The sequence below is a fragment of the Micromonospora aridisoli genome (assembly GCF_056150025.1).
Map to the genome: position 1 here is coordinate 1 of NZ_JAXCFK010000014.1, position 16,260 is coordinate 16,260.

The 16,260-nt window shown below is 71.6% G+C and carries 14 protein-coding genes; 3 read left to right on the forward strand and 11 right to left on the reverse strand.

All coding sequences use genetic code 11. The features are described 5' to 3' along the window. The coding region (locus tag SM447_RS24980) for an endo-1,4-beta-xylanase (RefSeq protein WP_474575305.1) at positions 1-907 on the forward strand (907 nt) is incomplete at its 5' end. 59 nt (positions 908-966) lie between these two features. Here the strand turns inward: SM447_RS24980 and manD are convergent. From manD to SM447_RS24995, 3 genes are all read right to left on the reverse strand, one after another. Further along, on the reverse strand, positions 967-2,175 hold the full coding sequence (manD, locus tag SM447_RS24985) for a D-mannonate dehydratase ManD (RefSeq protein ID WP_474575306.1): 1,209 nt from the start codon (positions 2,173-2,175) through the stop codon (positions 967-969). A gap of 157 nt (positions 2,176-2,332) precedes the next feature. Further along, positions 2,333-3,940 (reverse strand): RICIN domain-containing protein, encoded by a 1,608-nt coding sequence (locus SM447_RS24990; protein WP_474575307.1) that lies wholly within the window; start codon positions 3,938-3,940, stop codon positions 2,333-2,335. A 186-nt stretch (positions 3,941-4,126) separates the two neighbouring features. Beyond that, positions 4,127-5,452 carry an extracellular catalytic domain type 1 short-chain-length polyhydroxyalkanoate depolymerase gene (locus SM447_RS24995; RefSeq protein WP_474575308.1) on the reverse strand — a complete coding sequence of 442 codons (1,326 nt, stop codon included), beginning with the start codon at positions 5,450-5,452 and terminating at the stop codon, positions 4,127-4,129. 255 nt (positions 5,453-5,707) lie between these two features. On the opposite strand from SM447_RS24995, the gene SM447_RS25000 reads away from it, so the two are divergent. After that, positions 5,708-7,717 carry a glycosyltransferase 87 family protein gene (locus SM447_RS25000; RefSeq protein ID WP_474575309.1) on the forward strand — a complete coding sequence of 670 codons (2,010 nt, stop codon included), beginning with the start codon at positions 5,708-5,710 and terminating at the stop codon, positions 7,715-7,717. Here SM447_RS25000 and SM447_RS25005 read toward each other — a convergent pair. Beyond that, entirely contained in the window at positions 7,632-8,738 is a 1,107-nt protein-coding gene (locus SM447_RS25005) for an L-dopachrome tautomerase-related protein (RefSeq protein WP_474575310.1), read from the reverse strand. The genes SM447_RS25000 and SM447_RS25005 overlap by 86 nt on opposite strands. A gap of 312 nt (positions 8,739-9,050) precedes the next feature. Here SM447_RS25005 and SM447_RS25010 point away from each other — a divergent pair, with 312 nt between their 5' ends. Then, the gene (locus SM447_RS25010) at positions 9,051-9,626 is read left to right on the forward strand and encodes an STAS domain-containing protein (protein WP_474575311.1); all 576 of its coding nucleotides are present in this window, start codon (positions 9,051-9,053) and stop codon (positions 9,624-9,626) included. Positions 9,627-9,687: 61 nt separating this feature from the next. On the opposite strand, the gene SM447_RS25015 is transcribed toward SM447_RS25010, so the two are convergent. The 7 genes from SM447_RS25015 to SM447_RS25045 all read right to left on the reverse strand — a co-directional run bounded on the left by SM447_RS25015 (position 9,688) and on the right by SM447_RS25045 (position 16,137). After that, positions 9,688-9,987: a BON domain-containing protein gene (locus tag SM447_RS25015; RefSeq protein WP_474575411.1), complete on the reverse strand. Its 300-nt coding sequence runs from the start codon at positions 9,985-9,987 to the stop codon at positions 9,688-9,690. A 206-nt stretch (positions 9,988-10,193) separates the two neighbouring features. Continuing rightward, entirely contained in the window at positions 10,194-11,399 is a 1,206-nt protein-coding gene (locus tag SM447_RS25020; protein ID WP_474575312.1) for a sensor histidine kinase, read from the reverse strand. Continuing rightward, a complete protein-coding gene (locus SM447_RS25025) occupies positions 11,396-12,091 on the reverse strand; it encodes a response regulator transcription factor (protein WP_474575313.1) in 696 nt (231 codons plus the stop codon). The genes SM447_RS25020 and SM447_RS25025 overlap by 4 nt, the downstream gene beginning before the upstream one ends. Before the next feature lie 7 nt (positions 12,092-12,098). Continuing rightward, positions 12,099-13,037, reverse strand: coding sequence for a S1C family serine protease (locus SM447_RS25030; RefSeq protein ID WP_474575314.1), 939 nt, complete (start codon positions 13,035-13,037; stop codon positions 12,099-12,101). Positions 13,038-13,077: 40 nt separating this feature from the next. Continuing rightward, positions 13,078-14,028: a VWA domain-containing protein gene (locus SM447_RS25035; protein ID WP_474575315.1), complete on the reverse strand. Its 951-nt coding sequence runs from the start codon at positions 14,026-14,028 to the stop codon at positions 13,078-13,080. Between the two features lie 70 nt (positions 14,029-14,098). After that, positions 14,099-15,082: a DUF58 domain-containing protein gene (locus SM447_RS25040; protein ID WP_474575316.1), complete on the reverse strand. Its 984-nt coding sequence runs from the start codon at positions 15,080-15,082 to the stop codon at positions 14,099-14,101. Continuing rightward, a complete protein-coding gene (locus SM447_RS25045; RefSeq protein WP_474575317.1) occupies positions 15,079-16,137 on the reverse strand; it encodes an AAA family ATPase in 1,059 nt (352 codons plus the stop codon). Before SM447_RS25045 ends, SM447_RS25040 begins: the two co-directional genes overlap by 4 nt. Positions 16,138-16,260: the final 123 nt, after the last annotated feature.

Consider the following 16,260-nt stretch of genomic DNA (forward strand, 5'->3'; position numbering starts at 1 on the left):
CAGCGGCGCGCGGCGGGACTCGAACCTGCAGCGCACCGGCAACGACTGGATCGAGGCGGCCTTCCGCGCCGCCCGCGCCGCGGACCCGGGCGCGAAGCTCTGCTACAACGACTACAACACCGACAACTGGACGTGGGCCAAGACCCAGGCCGTGTACCGGATGGTGCAGGACTTCAAGCAGCGCGGCGTACCGATCGACTGCGTCGGGTTCCAGTCGCACTTCAACGCCCAGTCGGCGTACAACAGCAACTACCGCACCACCCTGTCCAGCTTCGCCGCCCTCGGGGTGGACGTGCAGATCACCGAGCTGGACATCGAAGGCTCCGGCACCACGCAGGCCAACACCTACCGCAACGTGGTCAACGACTGCCTCGCCGTGCCCCGCTGCACCGGCATCACCGTGTGGGGCATCCGCGACAGCGACTCGTGGCGCTCCTACGGCACCCCGCTGCTGTTCGACAACAACGGCAACAAGAAGCCCGCGTACAACGCCACCCTTGAGGCCCTGAACGCGGGCGGCACCACCCCGCCGCCCACCACGCCGCCGCCGAGCACCCCGCCGCCGAGCACTCCGCCGCCCACGACCCCGCCGCCGACCACCCCGCCGCCCGGCGGATCCGGCTGCACGGCATCGGTGTCGTTGAACCAGTGGAACGGCGGATTCGTCGCCACCGTACGGGTCAACGCCGGTTCCACCAGCTTGAACGGATGGTCGGTGGCGATCTCGCTGCCGGGTGGCGCCGCCGTGACGAACACGTGGAACGCCACCGCCAGCGGCACCAGTGGCAACGTGTCGTTCCGCAACGTCAGCTACAACGGCAGCGTCAGCGCCGGGAACAGCACCGAGTTCGGTTTCCAGGGCACTGGCACCGGTCCGTCCGGTACCCCCACCTGCACCGGTAGCTGATCCATCCGCACCTCACCGGCCCGGCGCGGGGACATGCCCCGCGCCGGGCTCCGGCGTGGTCACCAGTTGTGCAGCGTGCCGTCCTCCAGCCGGTTCACCGGAAATGCGGCCGGACGGTACGGATGCCGCGCGGCCAACTCCTCGTCGATGTCGACCCCGAGCCCCGGCTCCTCCGACGGGTGGAGATATCCGTCGGCGAAACGGTACGAGTGCGGGAATACCGCGTCGGTGGCCCCGCTGTACGGCATGTACTCCTGTAGTCCGAAGTTGGGGATGCTCACGTCGAGGTGCAGCGCCGCGGCCAGGCACACCGGCGACAGGCTGGTGGTGCCGTGCGATCCGCTGCGTACGTGGTAGAGGTGCGCGAGGTCGAAGATGCGGCGCAGGTGGGTGATACCGCCCGCGTGCACGACGGTGGCCCGCACGTAGTCGATGAGCTGCTCGGTGATGAGCTGCTGGCAGTCCCAGATGGAGTTGAACACCTCACCGACCGCGATCGGCGTGGTGGTGTGCTGGCGGATCAGCCGGAAGCCCTCCTGCAACTCCGCCGGAACCGGGTCCTCCAGCCAGGTCAGGGCGTACGGCTCCAGGGACTTGCCCAACCGGGCGGCCTCAATCGGGGTGAGCCGGTGGTGCGCGTCGTGCAGCAGCTTCACGTCGGGTCCGAACTCGCTGCGGACCTGTGCGAAGACCGACGGCACATGGGTGAGATACCGCTCGCTGCTCCACACGGTCTCGTCCGGAACGGCCGAGCCCACCGGTTCGTGATGCGATCCGTGCCGTGCGACGCCGTAGGTGTCGGCCAGGCCGGGCACGCCGCACTGCACCCGGATCGCGCGGTATCCGAGGTCGAGGAAACGGGCCACCTCGGCCAGCAGACCCTCCACGCTGGGGGCGTTGGCGTGGCCGTAGACGGTGACCCCCTCGCGACTGCGACCGCCCAGCAGTTGGTAGACGGGCAGCCCGGCCACCTTGCCCTTGATGTCCCACAGCGCGGTGTCCACCGCCGCGATGGCGCTCATGGTCACCGGTCCGCGCCGCCAGTACGCGCCCCGGTAGAGGTACTGCCAGGTGTCCTCGATCCGGTCGGCGTCCCGGCCGACCAACAGCGGTACGACATGCTCGGTCAGGTAGCTGGCGACCGCGAGTTCCCGGCCGGTGAGGGTGGCGTCGCCGACGCCGGTCACCCCGTCCTCGGTCACGATCTTCAGCGTGACGAAGTTCCGTCCGGGACAGGTGACGATGACCCGGGCATCGGCGATCTTCATCCAGGCTCCCAGCGTGACCGTCCGGATCGACCGGGCCAGTCTGGGATTGCTCTGAATGATCTGTCAACCGTGACGGATCGACGTTGAGCGCACCGCCCAGCCCGCTCGCCTCACCCTGTCCGGCGCCGCCCGCGCGACGCGGGCGGCGCCGGGACCGTCAGCACCGGCTGATGGTCGAGTTGCTCAGGGTGATGTTGCTGATGGTCAGGTTGCTCGTGCAGGGGCTCTCCAGGATTCGGCTGTTGGCCAGCGTGAAGTTCCGCAGGGTGATGTCCCGGTTGCCGGGGAACTCGGTACGGGCGGCCAACCGCACCTCACCGCCCCCGCTGATCGTGCCGCCGCCGGCCGCGATGTCCACGCCGTAACAGTTCTCGATCAGGATCGCGTTGTTGCCGGTGTTGGCGATGTCGACGCGGTTGATCGCCACGCCGCCGGACTCGGAGACACAGAAGACGCCCCGGCCGCCGCCGCGTGCCCGTACGGTGCCGACCCGGATGTTGGTCGGGTAGCCGGAGCCGACCCGCCCGGCGCGGTTGGCGGTACGGAACGCCGCGTAGCCGGTGCCGGTGCCGGCGTTCTCCGCGTCGACAGTGGTCACGGTGGCGTTGATGGTCTCGTTGAGCAGCAGGCCGGAGCCGCCGACGTTGCGGGCGGTGACCGTACCGACGGTCAGTCCGTCCACCCCGTACGTCTCCACACCGTGGGTGCCGGTGCCGGAGACGTAGACGTCGTCGATGCGGACGTTGCGGGTCCACTGGCTGGTGTCGCCCCGGTTGTCGATGCGTACCCCCAGCCCGCCGGAGAGCCGCAGGTCGATACGGCCGAGGATCACGTTGGTGACGTTGCGCATGAAGATGCCGTAGAGCGGGGCGCCGGTGACGGTGAGGTTCTGCACCTCGACCTGGGTGGTGCCGCGGGAGTAGATCGGCGCCTGGTCGCCGGAGCCGGAACCGGTCACGTTGATGGTGCCGCACACGTCGATCGTGGTGTAGCTGGGCAGCGAGATGCGCGAGCCCGCGCTGATCGTGCCGGAGCCCCGCACGACGACCCGCTGCTTGCTGGTCCGGCCGGCGCTGAGGCTGTTCACCGCCGCCTGCACGGCCGCCTGCATGCTGCTACCGCTGTAGACGGTGCTGCCGCCGTTGCGGGCGGTCCAGGTGCTGCCGCTGAGCACTGCTTCGGCGTGGAAGGATCCGCTGCCACACCCGCTGCCGCCACCGGTGTTCAGCGTGGCCAACTGCCACTGCTGGTTGGTGCCGTCGAGGTCCTGGTACTGGGAGATCATGCCGCCGTCGGCGGTGGACCACCCCCAGACGTCCAGGGCCTTGTTGGAGTGCCGGTTGAGGAACCGGACGTACCCGCCTGCGGAGTCGGCGAGCCGGAAGTGCTGACGCGTGTTGCCGCTGGCGGCGGTGTTCTGTACGAGTTGGACGCCGTCGTTGGCGTTGGGTAGTTCGAGAACCTTGCCGCTGTGCACGGACCGGATCTGGTAGTAGCCGCCACCGACGTCGACGAAGCGCCACTGCTGCACGGCGGCGTCGTTACGGGCGAACTGGTTGATCGGGGCGTTGTCGGCGGTGGACCAGTTCCACACGTCCATCGCCTTGCCGCTGTGCCGGTTGACGAACACGTACGTGGTGTTGGGATCGACCGTCGCGGCCTGGGCGCTCGGCGATGCCACCACCACACCGGCACCGAGCAGCGCCAGGGTGGCTGTGGTGACCAGCCAGCGTCGCGGCGTCCGTCTTCCTGTCCTGAGCAGCATGCGGGTTCCTCCGGGTGCGGGTTGGTGGTGGAGCGCGTGCCGGAGTGGTTGACGACGCAGGGCAAGCGCTTTCCTGACATCGACAGAAATATATCTGCAACTCTCGATTAAGCCAATGGGTGCGTCGACGCGAGCCGACACCGGTGCCCGTGGCGGGCACCGGTGTCGGGCGGGAAGGGTGGACGGTCAGCCGATCGCGCAGGGGGTGCCGTTCAGGGTGAACGAGGTCGGGCTGGCGGTGTTACCGCTGTGGTTCGCCTGGAAGCCGATGGTGGTCGAGCCGTTGGGGCCGATGGCGGCGTTGTAGGAGACGTTCCGGGCGGTCACCGCCCCGGAGGCCGGTGAGTAGGTGGCGTTCCAGCCGTTGGTGATGCTCTGCCCGGCGGGCAGGGTGAACGCCAGGTTCCAGCCGTTGACCGCCGTCGGACCGGTGTTGGTGATGGTCACCGACGCGGTCAGGCCGGTGTTCCAGGCGTTGACGGCGTACCCGATGCGGCAGCCGGTACCCGGCGGCAGCGTCGGGGAGGGCGGCGGGGTGGGGCTGACCGTCGGAGTCGGGGTGGGGGTGACCGTCGGCGTCGGCGAGGGAGTCGCGTTGTCGAGCCCGAAGAACCGCAGCGCCTGTGCGGCGTCGACCGGCAGGTTGTGCGACACGCCCTGCATGCTGATCGCCTCGACCGCCGCGTTGCCGCCGGAAATGCCGTACCGGGTGCGGGTGTAGCCGGACCGCGGGCTGTCGGTGAAGGTCGGCGTCTGACTCAGCCCGTGCAGGTTGGTCCACTGCTTGACCTGTTCCCCGAAGTTGGGGTACCGCAGGATCTCGTCGTTGGTGCCGTGCCAGATCTGCATCCGCGGCCGCGGTCCGGTGTACCCCGGGTACGCGTTGCGCACCAGGTCACCCCACTGTTGCGGGGTCCGGATGACCTGGCCGTTGGCGCACTCGCTGTTCCATTCCGAGCCGCCGGTGGTGGCGAAGCAGCCGAACGGTACGCCGGCGAAGGCGGCTCCCGCGGCGAACACGTCGGGGTAGAGCCCGAGGAGCACGTTGGTCATCATCGCCCCGGACGAGACGCCGGTGGCGAAGATCCGGGCCGGGTCGACGGAGTAGCGGGCCCGGACGTGATCGACCATCGACATGATGCCCACCGGGTCGCTGCCGCCGCCGCGACGCAGGGCCTGCGGGGAGTAGACGTCGAAGCACTGACTGCTGCGGGTCACCGACGGGTAGATCACGATGTAGCCGTACTGGTCGGCCAGGGACGCGAACTGGGTGCCGGAGTGCATCGCGGGCCCACTGCCGGTGCAGTAGTGCACCACGACCAGCAGCCCCGGCCGTGGCGCGACCCGGTCCGGCACGTACAGGTGCATGCGCAGGTTGCTCGGATTGCTGCCGAAGTTGGTCACCTCGGTCAGTGTGGCCGCCGACGCGGGGTTCGGCACCGACAGCGCGGCCAGCGCTGTCAGGGCGACAGCCGCCAGGGCGGCACACCACAGTCTGATCGCCTTCTTCATCGAAACAGGTCCTCCGGGCGGAAGGTGGACAGGGCTTCGTTCCCATCGAGGACTGCCCGTGCCCTACCTCGTCCGACTCAGGAACATCGACAAGCTTCGTGGTCTTCGGGTGGTGTGACAAGGTGCGCCGGCCCGGCAGCGCCCAGCGTCGGCCGGGTAGCGCCCAGCGGCGACGGGGCCGCGCCCAGCGGCGGTGGATCAGCGGCAAGCGGCCGCACCGCACCCGGAGCGGCATCCGCGCCCTATCCTCTGGCTGTGCGGGATCGACGGGTGATGCTGTTGTGGGCGGGTTTCGCGCTGGCCGCACTGATCTCGGTCGCCGTCGTGCTCCGGCGTCCCGACCGTCTGTCCGACCTGCACATCTATCACGGCGCACTGGTCGACCTGCGGGCCGGGCGACCGCTGTACGAGTACGCGGCGACGAACGGGGGTCCGTTCACGTATCCACCGTTCGCCGCGCTTGTGCTCTGGCCGATCACGGCCGTGCCCCTCGGTGTGACCGAGGCGTTCTGGTTGGCGGCGACCTGCGCTGCCGTGGTGGCCGTCGCGGTACCGGTCGGCCACGCGCTGGCTGCGGGACGCGGCACCCTGCCGTCGGCTGGCCCGCAAGCCGGTGCGGCCGGCGTGATGGCCTCGCCCTCCGCCGCCGTCGCGGCCGTCGCCGTGGCGCTCATGGTCTCCGCACCCGTGCAGAGCAATCTGCGCTTCGGGCAGGTGAGCATCTTCATCGTGCTCATGGCGCTGCTCGACGGCATGGGACGGCCCTCGCGGGCGCGAGGGGTGCTGGTCGGGGTGGCGGCGGCGATCAAGCTCACCCCGCTGCTGTTCGTGCTCTATTTCCTGGCCTGCGGCCGGTACCGGGACGCGGCCCGCGCGACGGCCGCCTTCGTCGGCTGCGGGGCGCTCGCGCTGGTCGTCCTCCCGACGGAGAGCATGACCTACTGGGCGGGCACGGTGGCGCAGACCTCCCGGATCGGCAACCTGGCGTCGCTGGGCAACCAGTCGGTACACGGGATGTTGCTGCGTCTCGGAGTGGCCGAACGGTCCCTGCCACTGATCTGGGCCACCCTGGTGGCGCTCATCTGCGCGCTCGCCCTGCTGCGGGCCCGAGGGCTCGCCGGGCAGGGCCGAACCGGGCACGCGGTGGTGCTGGTCGGCTGCGCCACCGTGGCCGCCTCCCCGGTCTCCTGGACGCATCACCAGGTGTGGACCGTGCTGGCGGCGATGCTGCTGGTCGGCGCCGTCGGCGTGACCCGTCGGGTCGCCGGCGTCGCGCTGCTGGCCAGCATGGTGCTGTCGCTGGGTGTCGTCCTGGCCCCGGTGTCGACCCGACCCGGTGTGCAGTTCCTCTTCGAGAACGCCCGTGCGCTCGGCGTGTGCCTGCTCTGCGTTGCGGGGTTCGGCGCTGTCGCGCTCACCGCCGGTCGTACCCACCGCCGGGTCGACGTCCGGCGCGGCTGGCTGCGGGTGGGTGTCGCCTCCCTCGGCGCGCTGGCGTTCTTCGCCGTGCAGCCGCTGCCCGCCGGAGCCGACCCCACCTTCAAGGCGTACCGCCTGTCGGACGTGGTCGACCCGCGGTACTTCTTCGTGTGTCGGGGTCCGGTCGAATGCGCCCGCTACCGCACCGACGCCCCGGTCACCTTCGGCACCCGGCGGGAGAAGACGAAGGTACGCGTCAACGGTGTGGTCTCCGGCCAGGTGGCCCGGCTCGACACCACTCCGCCCCGGGCGGTCCACCCCGCACCATTCCGCTGCTGGCCGCCTACCCCGGCGTGCGGACGTTCTCGTTCCGTTCGGCCACCATGGTGCACGGGCGGCTGGTCGCCTACTCCGCCGATGGACGTGCCCTGGCCACGTACGACGACGAGCTGGCCGCCGCGGTACGCGCCGGCGGAGCCTAGGTGCTACTGCTCGCCGTCGATGACGTCGGTCTCGCCGTCGTGGGTGTACGTAACCGGCGGGTGCTCGTCGGGTCGTGGGGTCTGCGCCGGGTCGTGGTGGGGGTCGCCGTCCGGGGAGAACAGCACCTGGTCGGTCTTCGTGCTCTTCTCACGCTCTTCCTCCGGCTCGGTCACGACCCGCTCCTCACCTCGTGGACATTCCTCCCCGACGCTACGTGCGACGTGCGACGCGTCGCCCCGACCGGGCGCCACCGCCACCCGATCGGGGGCGGCGGCCATCACGGTCGCAGCAGGACCGGTCCTGCGTCGATACGGGTCCGGAACAACGCGTACGGCTTGCGTCGCAGGTCGCGCCCCCGGTTGAACGGCGGCTGGCGGTGCACCTGGTTGGCGGTGATGTAGAGATGTCGGTTGGTGGCCACGCTCAGGGTGTCCGGCCAGAGCAGGCGGGCGTCGTGCACCACCGTCTCGTACTCGCCGTCGGGGCGACGCCGCAGGACCGCGTTGTGCTCGTAGTTGGTGAGGTAGAGCCGGCCGGCGTCGTCGGACTCCAGGCCGTCGGCACCGCCGCCCTTGTCTCCCTCGTCGATCACGGTCGCGGCGACCTCCGCGTCGCCCAGGCTGCGGTCGGCCAGGGCGTCCGTGGCGACGCTGTACCAGCGCCGGGTCGCGAGGGCGCAGTAGTAGAGGCGTGCGCCGTCGGCGGAGATCGCGATGCCGTCGGCGCCCACACCCACCGGCTGTGGCGGACCGTCCGGGGGACGGACCATGAACGGGCGTCCCTCGACCACCGGACGGAAATCCGCCAGCGGCGCCGCCTTGGTGGAGGGGTGGTCGTTGAGGCGCCGCCACGACGTCCCGCTGGCCAGGTCGACCACGATGATGGCGTTGGGAGCACCATCGGCGGAGTCGGTGATGTAAGCCAACCCCGCCTCGCCGCGCCGCAGGTCGAAACGCACGTCGTTGAGGTACGTCGTGGGCAGGGCCACCTCGGGCGGAAACGTGATCACCTGGGCGACCGTGTCGGTGCTCAGGTCGACGCGGACCAGCTTCGGTCCGCCCGGCGAGGTGGGTTGGAACATCGGGCTGCCCGTGTCGAGCACCCAGAGCCGGTCGGCCGGGTCGACCACCACGCTCTGCACCGACACGAAGGCCGAGGCGTCGTCGTCGCCGGACGGAGTGTTCCATCGCAGATCGGGATAGGGGACCTCGCGGCCGCGGCGCAACTCCACCACGGTCGCGGGCACCTGGTCACCCCACCGGGGGAAGTTGACGAAGAGGCGGCCACGGTGCGAGACGGTCACCCCGGTGGGCATCGGGCCCCGGAACCGGTGCACCACGTCCAGCGTGCCGACCGGTTCGTCCCTAGGTAGTGCGATACGCATCCCTCGACCTCCCGTCACGCACAGGGATTAAATGATCTCTTTACGTCTATCATCTCAAACCGGACGACGAACGCGAACCCGTCGTCGCCCATCCGACCCGACAGCCCCCGCGGGGTGTCGCACCGTCCGTGCCGGCGGCGCTCCGAACGCCGCGCGTCGTACGGCCCGGCACGTTCCGGTGAACGTCGCTGGACGTGGCGGGAGCGGCGAGAAGCCGTTTCGTCATCCAACCGTCATGTGTCCGCGCGGTGCCCGCCACCTGGTGGCGGCAGGGTGGGATCCCGTCCCCTCTGACCTGGGAAGGAGCACGCCATGGCCGTCGTCCTGGATGACCACCTGGTCACCCTGACCTGTGACAACTGCGGTGACACGGTCACCGGGCCGCGGTTGTCCTCCGACGCGGAGCTGGTGTGGCCGCTGCTGTCGGAGCACGGCTGGAGCGGCTTCCCGCTGGCCGACGGTCCGCACCGCTGCGTGCACTGCACCCGCCTCGGCCCCGCCGCCGCAGGCGTGCCCGGCGGCATCCTCGGCATCGAGCATCTCGGTGCCGTGACCGTGGTGACCGTCGCCGGCGACGTCGATCTCGACACCGGCGAGACGCTGCAGATGGCGTTGCAACACGCGGCTGACATGGGCGGACACGTCGTGGTGGACCTCGGCCGGACGGATCTTCTCGATTCCACCGCCCTCGGGGTGCTCGTCCGCGCTCACCGCGGTGCCACCGACCGCGGCGCACTGCTCTGCGTCGTGTCGACCTCGCCACTGATCCGGCAGGTGCTCCGCGTCACCCGACTGGACGAGGTGTTCCCGGTCGCGGACTCACGCGCCGCCGCGCTGGCCCGCCTCGAGGGTTCCGCGGGTGCGGACCCGCAGGCGCGCCGCGACTGATCGGTCGCCGCGTCCGGCCCGTCCACGGCGCCGGTGCCGGGCGCCGTGGACGGGCCGGAGTTCAGCGGCGGCTCCGCCGGTGCCCGGCCAGCCGCAGCGCGTTGCACACGTCTGTCACGCCCTCGACGTCCCAGGCCAACTCACCGGCCGCGCGACGGGTCTCGGCGCTGGCGACCAGGCCGGTGAGGATCACCACCCGGTTCTGCACCATCACCGTGATCTGCTGCCGGCGGGTCGACCAGTCGGCACTCAGCCGCTGGGCGACCAGGGCGGCGAGGCGGACGTCCTCGTCGTGGTGCTGCGGCTCGTCCCAGAGGGCGCGGAAGGAGTGATCGTCGGGCATCGGCCAAGGCCACGGCATCACCACAACGGTCTCCTTCGTCGTCGACACCGGCGACCCGACGCGCCGTTTCGATCGACCACCACCTTGCGCAACGACCTTGGAGTCGACCGCACGGTTGCATGACAGTTGCATGACGAATCGCTCAGCCCGCAGCGGCCGGACCGTGCGTGGGCCCGGCCGCTCCGGACGCGGTCAGCCGCTCACCCGGACGGCGTCGGCACAAGTCACAGCGGCGCGCCGGTCGGTGGCCGGCCGTCTCCGGTCCGGTCGGCCGACGGCAGCCACAACACGAAGGTGCTGCCCGCTCCGGGCCGGGAGAACACCGCCACCTGCCCGCCGTGCGACTCGACGATCTGCCGGACGATGGCCAACCCCAACCCGGTCCGCCGGTCACCGGAACCGTTCCGCCCGGCCTCGCCACGCCAGAACCTATCGAAGACGCGGCCCTGGTCGCCCTCGGCGATGCCCGGTCCCTCGTCGACGACGGCCAACCACAACCAGTCACCCGCCCGGCCGGTCGCCACCTTGATCGCCCCGCCGGGCGGGGAGAGGCGTACCGCGTTGGACAGCAGGTTCCCGGCGGCCCGACGGAGCGCGTCGGGATCGCCGATGAGGGCGAGACCCGGGCCGAGGGCGTACCGCATCCGCAGGCCACGGCCGGTGGCCAGGGTGGCGAAGTCCTCGCCCGCCTCGCGGGCCACGGTGCTGAGGTCCACATCGGTGTCGGACATCGAGTCGGCGTCCCGACGGGCGGTGGCCAGCAGATCCTCGACCAGCCGGGACATCCGGGTGGTGGCCCGGTCGATGGTCGCCACCGCGGCGGTGCGCTCCTGCTCGCCGGCCTCCGGCGAGGTGAGTGAGGCGTCGAGGTTCGCCCGGATGATCGCCAGCGGGCTGCGCAGCTCGTGCGAGGCGTCGTCGATGAGCTGCCGCTGGGCGTGGAAGGCATGGTCCAGCCGGTCGAGCATGGAGTCGATGGTGTCACCGAGGTCGCGTAGCTCGTCGCGGGGACCGGTCAGGCGGATCCGTCGGGACAGGTCGGTGGCCTGGATCTCCCGAGCGGTGCGGGCGATCGCGCCCACCGGGCGCAGCGCCCGGCCGGAGAGCACCCAGCCGATGCCCAGGCTGGCCACGAAGAGCCCACCGAGCGCGATCAACGAATAGTCCCGGACCGTCTGCAACAGCCGCAGGTTCACCTCGTCCTCGATCTGCTGGACCTCGGCCACCTCAAGCGTGGTGCCGGTGGGCACCTTGCTCCCGTCGCTCTTGAGCTTGACCAACTGCGCCTCGTACCGTTTGGTGATCGGCTTGGGATCGACCGCCCGGTCCACCGCGATGTACGCCACCAGCAGACCCGCACCGGCCAGCGCGAACAGCAGCGTCGAGTAGAGCACCGTCAACCGGAACCGGATCGAGCGGAAGACAGTCACGTCCGTACCTCCCGTAGCCGGTAGCCGCGCCCGACGACCGTCTCGATCGCCGGGGCGTCGCCGTCACCGGTGAGTTTGCGCCGCAGCGTACCCACGGTGACGCGGACGGTCTCGGTGAACGGGTCCGCGTTGGCGTCCCAGACGTGCTCCAGCAGCTCCTCGGCGGGCACCACCCGTCCGGGGCGGGTCATCAGGTACTCCAGGACGCCGAATTCCTTGCGCGTCAGGTGCAGCTGCCGGCTGCCGCGCCGGGCCTCGTGCCGCGCCACGTCCAGGCTCAACGCGCCGACGGTGAGCACCGCCCCGGTCCCGCCGGTGTCCCGGCGCAGCAGCGCCCGTACCCGTGCGAGCAGCTCGACCAGCGCGAACGGCTTCACCAGATAGTCGTCGGCACCCTCGTCGAGGCCACGGACCCGGTCGCCGAGCGCACCGCGGGCGGTGAGCATCAGCACCCGCAGCTCCTGCCCGCCGGCCACCTCGACCTCGCCCGAGCGGATGGCCCGGCACATCGCGAACCCGTCGACGTCGGGCAGATTGACGTCGAGCAGCATGAGGTCGTACGCGTTGACCAACAGCAGCTCGTACGCCTGCGCCGCGTCGGCGGCCAGGTCGACGGCGTAACCGGCCCGGACCAGCCCGACCCGCAACGCGCCGGCCAGGTCCTCTTCGTCCTCCACCACGAGCAGCCGCATCTTCCCGTCATCCCCTCGCGATCAGCCCCTGTGCCACCTGAGCCGCCCGGTCGACCGGGATGGCGAAGCCGATGCCGATGTTGCCGCTGCCCTCCAGCGTGGCGATGGCGGTGTTCACGCCGACCACCTCACCCCGGCCGTTGACCAGCGGGCCGCCGGAGTTGCCCGGGTTGATCGACGCATCGGTCTGCACCGCCGGCTGCCTGGCCCCGCCGCCGAGGCGGACCGGCCGGTCCAGGGCGCTGACGATCCCGGCGGTCACCGTCCCGGAGAGTCCGAGCGGGGAACCGACGGCGAGCACCGGCTCACCGACCCGCGTCTGGCCGGCCGGCGCCAGCGGCAGCGGGCGCAGGCCGTTACCCGGATCGACGCGCAGCACGGCTATGTCGGTACCCGGGTCGCGGCCGACCAACCGTGCGGTGAGCCGACGGCCGTCCTGACCGACCACATGGATCGTGCCGCCACGGGCCACCACGTGGTCGTTGGTGACCACGTGGCCACGCTCGTCGATCAGGAACCCGGATCCGGACGCGCCCCGGCCACCGGTCGACACCCGCACCGACACCACCCCGGCCAGCACCCGGTCGGCGGCGGCGACCAGGTCGCCACCCGTACCGGTTGCCGGGTCGCCCGGCGCGGCCCCCTGGGCGGCCGGTGGCGCGTCGTCGGCGGCGACGTGACCGGCGACGCCGCCGGCACCGGCCGACACCGCGACCAGGGCCAGCCCGGCCAGCAGCGTCCGGGGCCAGCGCGTGGTGGCGGCGGCCGGTTCGGCGGGTCGGTCCCTCGGATCGGTCGGCCGGTACGGCGGACCCGCGGGCCCCGCCGGTGCGCCCGGTGGTACGGCGACCGGAGCGGACCCGGCCGGCTGGTCGTCGGGTGTCAGGGCGGGTGAGACGAAGCGTGGGCCGCGCGGCTCGCCCAGCCCCGGAATCGTGCTCGACATGCGTCGTCCTCTCCTCGGGGAAGGCCGTGGTACGGGGCGGTCAGGGCAGTCGGGAGAACCAGAACATCGAGGCGGCGGCGGCCAGCAGGGCGAGCACCAGACCGGCACCGATGAACCGTGCCGACACGTCCTGGCGTTCCAGCCGGTGACCGACCGACGAACCGATGTCGGAGTACGCCTCGCGTAACTCGTCGCTGCTGCCCGCCTCGTAGTAGCCGCCGCCGGCCTGCTCGGCCACCGCTCGCAGGGTCTCCCCGTCGACCGGGACCGGTTGACCGCCGCCGATACGACCGTCCAGGGTGCCGAAGGAGATGGTGTCGACCGGTACGCCCGCCTCCACCGCCTCGGCGGCGGCCAGCGTCGGTTGGCGTCCCGAGGTGTTCGCCCCGTCGGAGAGCACCACCACCCGGGCCGGTGGCGGTTCCTCGGCGGCCCGCGCGTCCAGGGTGCGGATCGCCTCCAGAGAGGTGTGGATCGCCTCGCCGATCGCCGTACCCTGGATGCCGGTGACGCCCTCGTCGAGCCGGTCGATGCCGGCGGTGACGGCCTCACGGTCGCTGCCGGGGGCGACCATCACCGACGCGCTGCCGGCGAAGGCCACCAGACCCACGTTGAACTCCTCCGGCAGCTCGGTGACGAACTCGCGGGCCGCTTCCCTCGCCGCGATCAACCGGTCCGGTGGTACGTCGTCGGCGAGCATCGACCGGGACACGTCGACGGCCACGATGACGGTGGCCCGCTCCCGGGGCACCCGCACCTCGTCGGTCGGGCGGGCGAAGCCCACCACCAGCAGCGCCAGCATCGCGATGAACAGCCCGGCAGGTACGTGCCGACGCCACGCGGGTCGGGCCGGCGCCACCTTGTCCAGCAGACGCAGGTTGGTGAACCGGACGGCGTACCGACTGTGCCGCCGCTGGACCAGCAGGTAGCCGACCACCAGGGCGGCGACGCCGGCCAGCAGCCACAACCGTTCGGGCGACTCCCAGCTCACGGCCGCACCTCGATCCGTCGCGTGCCGCCCTGCGGCCGGGCCGTGTGATGGTCCCCTCGCTGCCGCCTCGTCACGCGGCTCCTCCGTTCGTGGGTCGGGTCGCCCGAGCCAGTCGGCGCTGGGCGTGCACGTGCCGGACGATGTCGGCGATCCAGTCCCGGTCGGTGCTCAGTGGCAGGTGCGCCGCGCCGGCCCGGCGCAGCGCGCGGGCCACGGCCAGTCGTTGTGCGGCGGCGGCCGCCGCATAGCGGTCGCGCAGCCGACGGCTGCCGGTGGAGACCTCGCGTCGTCGTCCGCTCTCCGGGTCGAGCAGGGTGATCAGGCCGACGTCGGGCAACTCCAGCTCGCGTGGGTCGCGGACCTCGACCGCGAGCACCTGGTGTCGCGCGGCCAACCGTCGCAGCGGCCGTTCCCAGTCCGGGGGCGCGCCCGCGGCGCCGGCCACGCCCTCGTCGGGCAGACCGTCCAGGAAGTCCGAGACGACCACCGCCAGCCCGCGTCGTCCGGCCGACCGGCGTAGCCCGTCGATGGCCTCGGCCAGTGGCACCGGGTCGCTGGCCGGTCGGCCACGCGGCACCTCCAGCAGGGTGCGCAGCAGGCCGAGCAGGTGGGGCCGGCCGGTGCGGGCGGGAAACCGGCGTACTCCGGCGTCGCCGAGCACGTGCGCGCCGAGCCGGTTGCCGGAGCCGGCGGTCAGGAAGCCCACCGCGGCGACGGCCGCCACCGCCAGCTCCCGCTTCTCCAGCTCGGCGGTGCCGAAGTCCATGCTGGGCGTCGCGTCGACCAGGGTCCAGGTGGTCAGCTCCCGGTCGGCGTCGAGGGTACGCACGTGCGGCACGGTCGTCCGCGCCGTCACCGACCAGTCCATCCGTCGTACCTCGTCCTCGCCGGGGCGGTACTCCCGGCTGCCGGCCGCCTCGCTGCCCGGTCCCGGCAGCAGGCCCAGGTGCTGCCCGTGCAGCAGCCCGTCGAGGCGGCGGGTGATGGTCAGTTCCAGCCGGCGCAGCCGCCGCTGCGGTGCCAGCTGCCCGACGCTGCTCGCGCTCCCGTTCATGCCGCCGCCCCCAGGCCCGGACCCTGGTCTTCCTGGGCGGGGGCGATCTGTGGTGGCGGCACCGCCTCGACGACGCGCCGCACCAGATCGCGTGGGTCGACGTCGTCGGCCACCGCGTCGAAGGAGAGCACCAGCCGGTGAGCGAGCACGTCGGCGGCGATCTCCCGAACGTCGGCGGGGAGCACGTAGTCGCGGCCGCGCAGCAGTGCCAGGGCCCGCGCCCCGGCGACCAGGCCGAGCGTGGCGCGAGGGCTGGCACCGTAGGCCAGCTGCGCCGCCACGTCCGGAAGCTCGAACCGGCGGGGGTCCCGGGTGGCCAGCACCAGCCGTACGACGTACTCGGCCAGGGCGTGATGGACGAACACCTCACGGGCGCGGGCCTGCAACGCCACCAGCCGGGCCGGATCCAGCACCGGCCGGGCGGCCGGCGTGCCGGTGCCCATCCGGTAGAGGATGCCCAGCTCCTCGTCGTCGGTGGGGTAGTCGACGACGATCTTCATGAGGAACCGGTCCCGCTGGGCCTCGGGAAGCTGGTAGACCCCCTCGGACTCGATCGGGTTCTGCGTTGCCAGCACCAGGAACGGGGTCGGCACCGGGTACGTCCGCCCGCCGAGCGAGACGTGTCCCTCGGCCATCACCTCCAGCAGCGCCGACTGCACCTTCGCCGGAGCCCGGTTGATCTCGTCGGCAAGGACCAGGTTGGCCATGATCGGCCCCAGTTCGACGTCGAAGCTCTCCTTCGAGGCCCGGTAGATCCGGGTGCCGAGGATGTCCGACGGCACCAGGTCGGGGGTGAACTGGATCCGGGCGAAACTGCCGCCCACCGCGGTGGCGAGGGTCTCCGCGGCGAGGGTCTTGGCCACCCCGGGCACCCCTTCGAGCAGGCAGTGCCCCCTGGCGAGCAGCGCGGTCAGGAGTCGCTCCACCAGCCGGTCCTGGCCCACGATGACCCGCTTCACCTCGAAGAGGGTCTGCTCCAGCAGTCGGGTGTCGTCGGCGCGCACCGCCATCAGATCTGGTGCCGGTGCGGGAAGATCCTGGATGGTGCTGCCCATGCGCTGCTCCTCCTCGGTCGCCTCTGTGGACGCGGGTACCCGGACAACGGGGGGAAGCCCGGGCACCCGCACATGACCCATTGGGCCAGAAGGGACCGAAAGCCAACCGAACGACCGACGCCG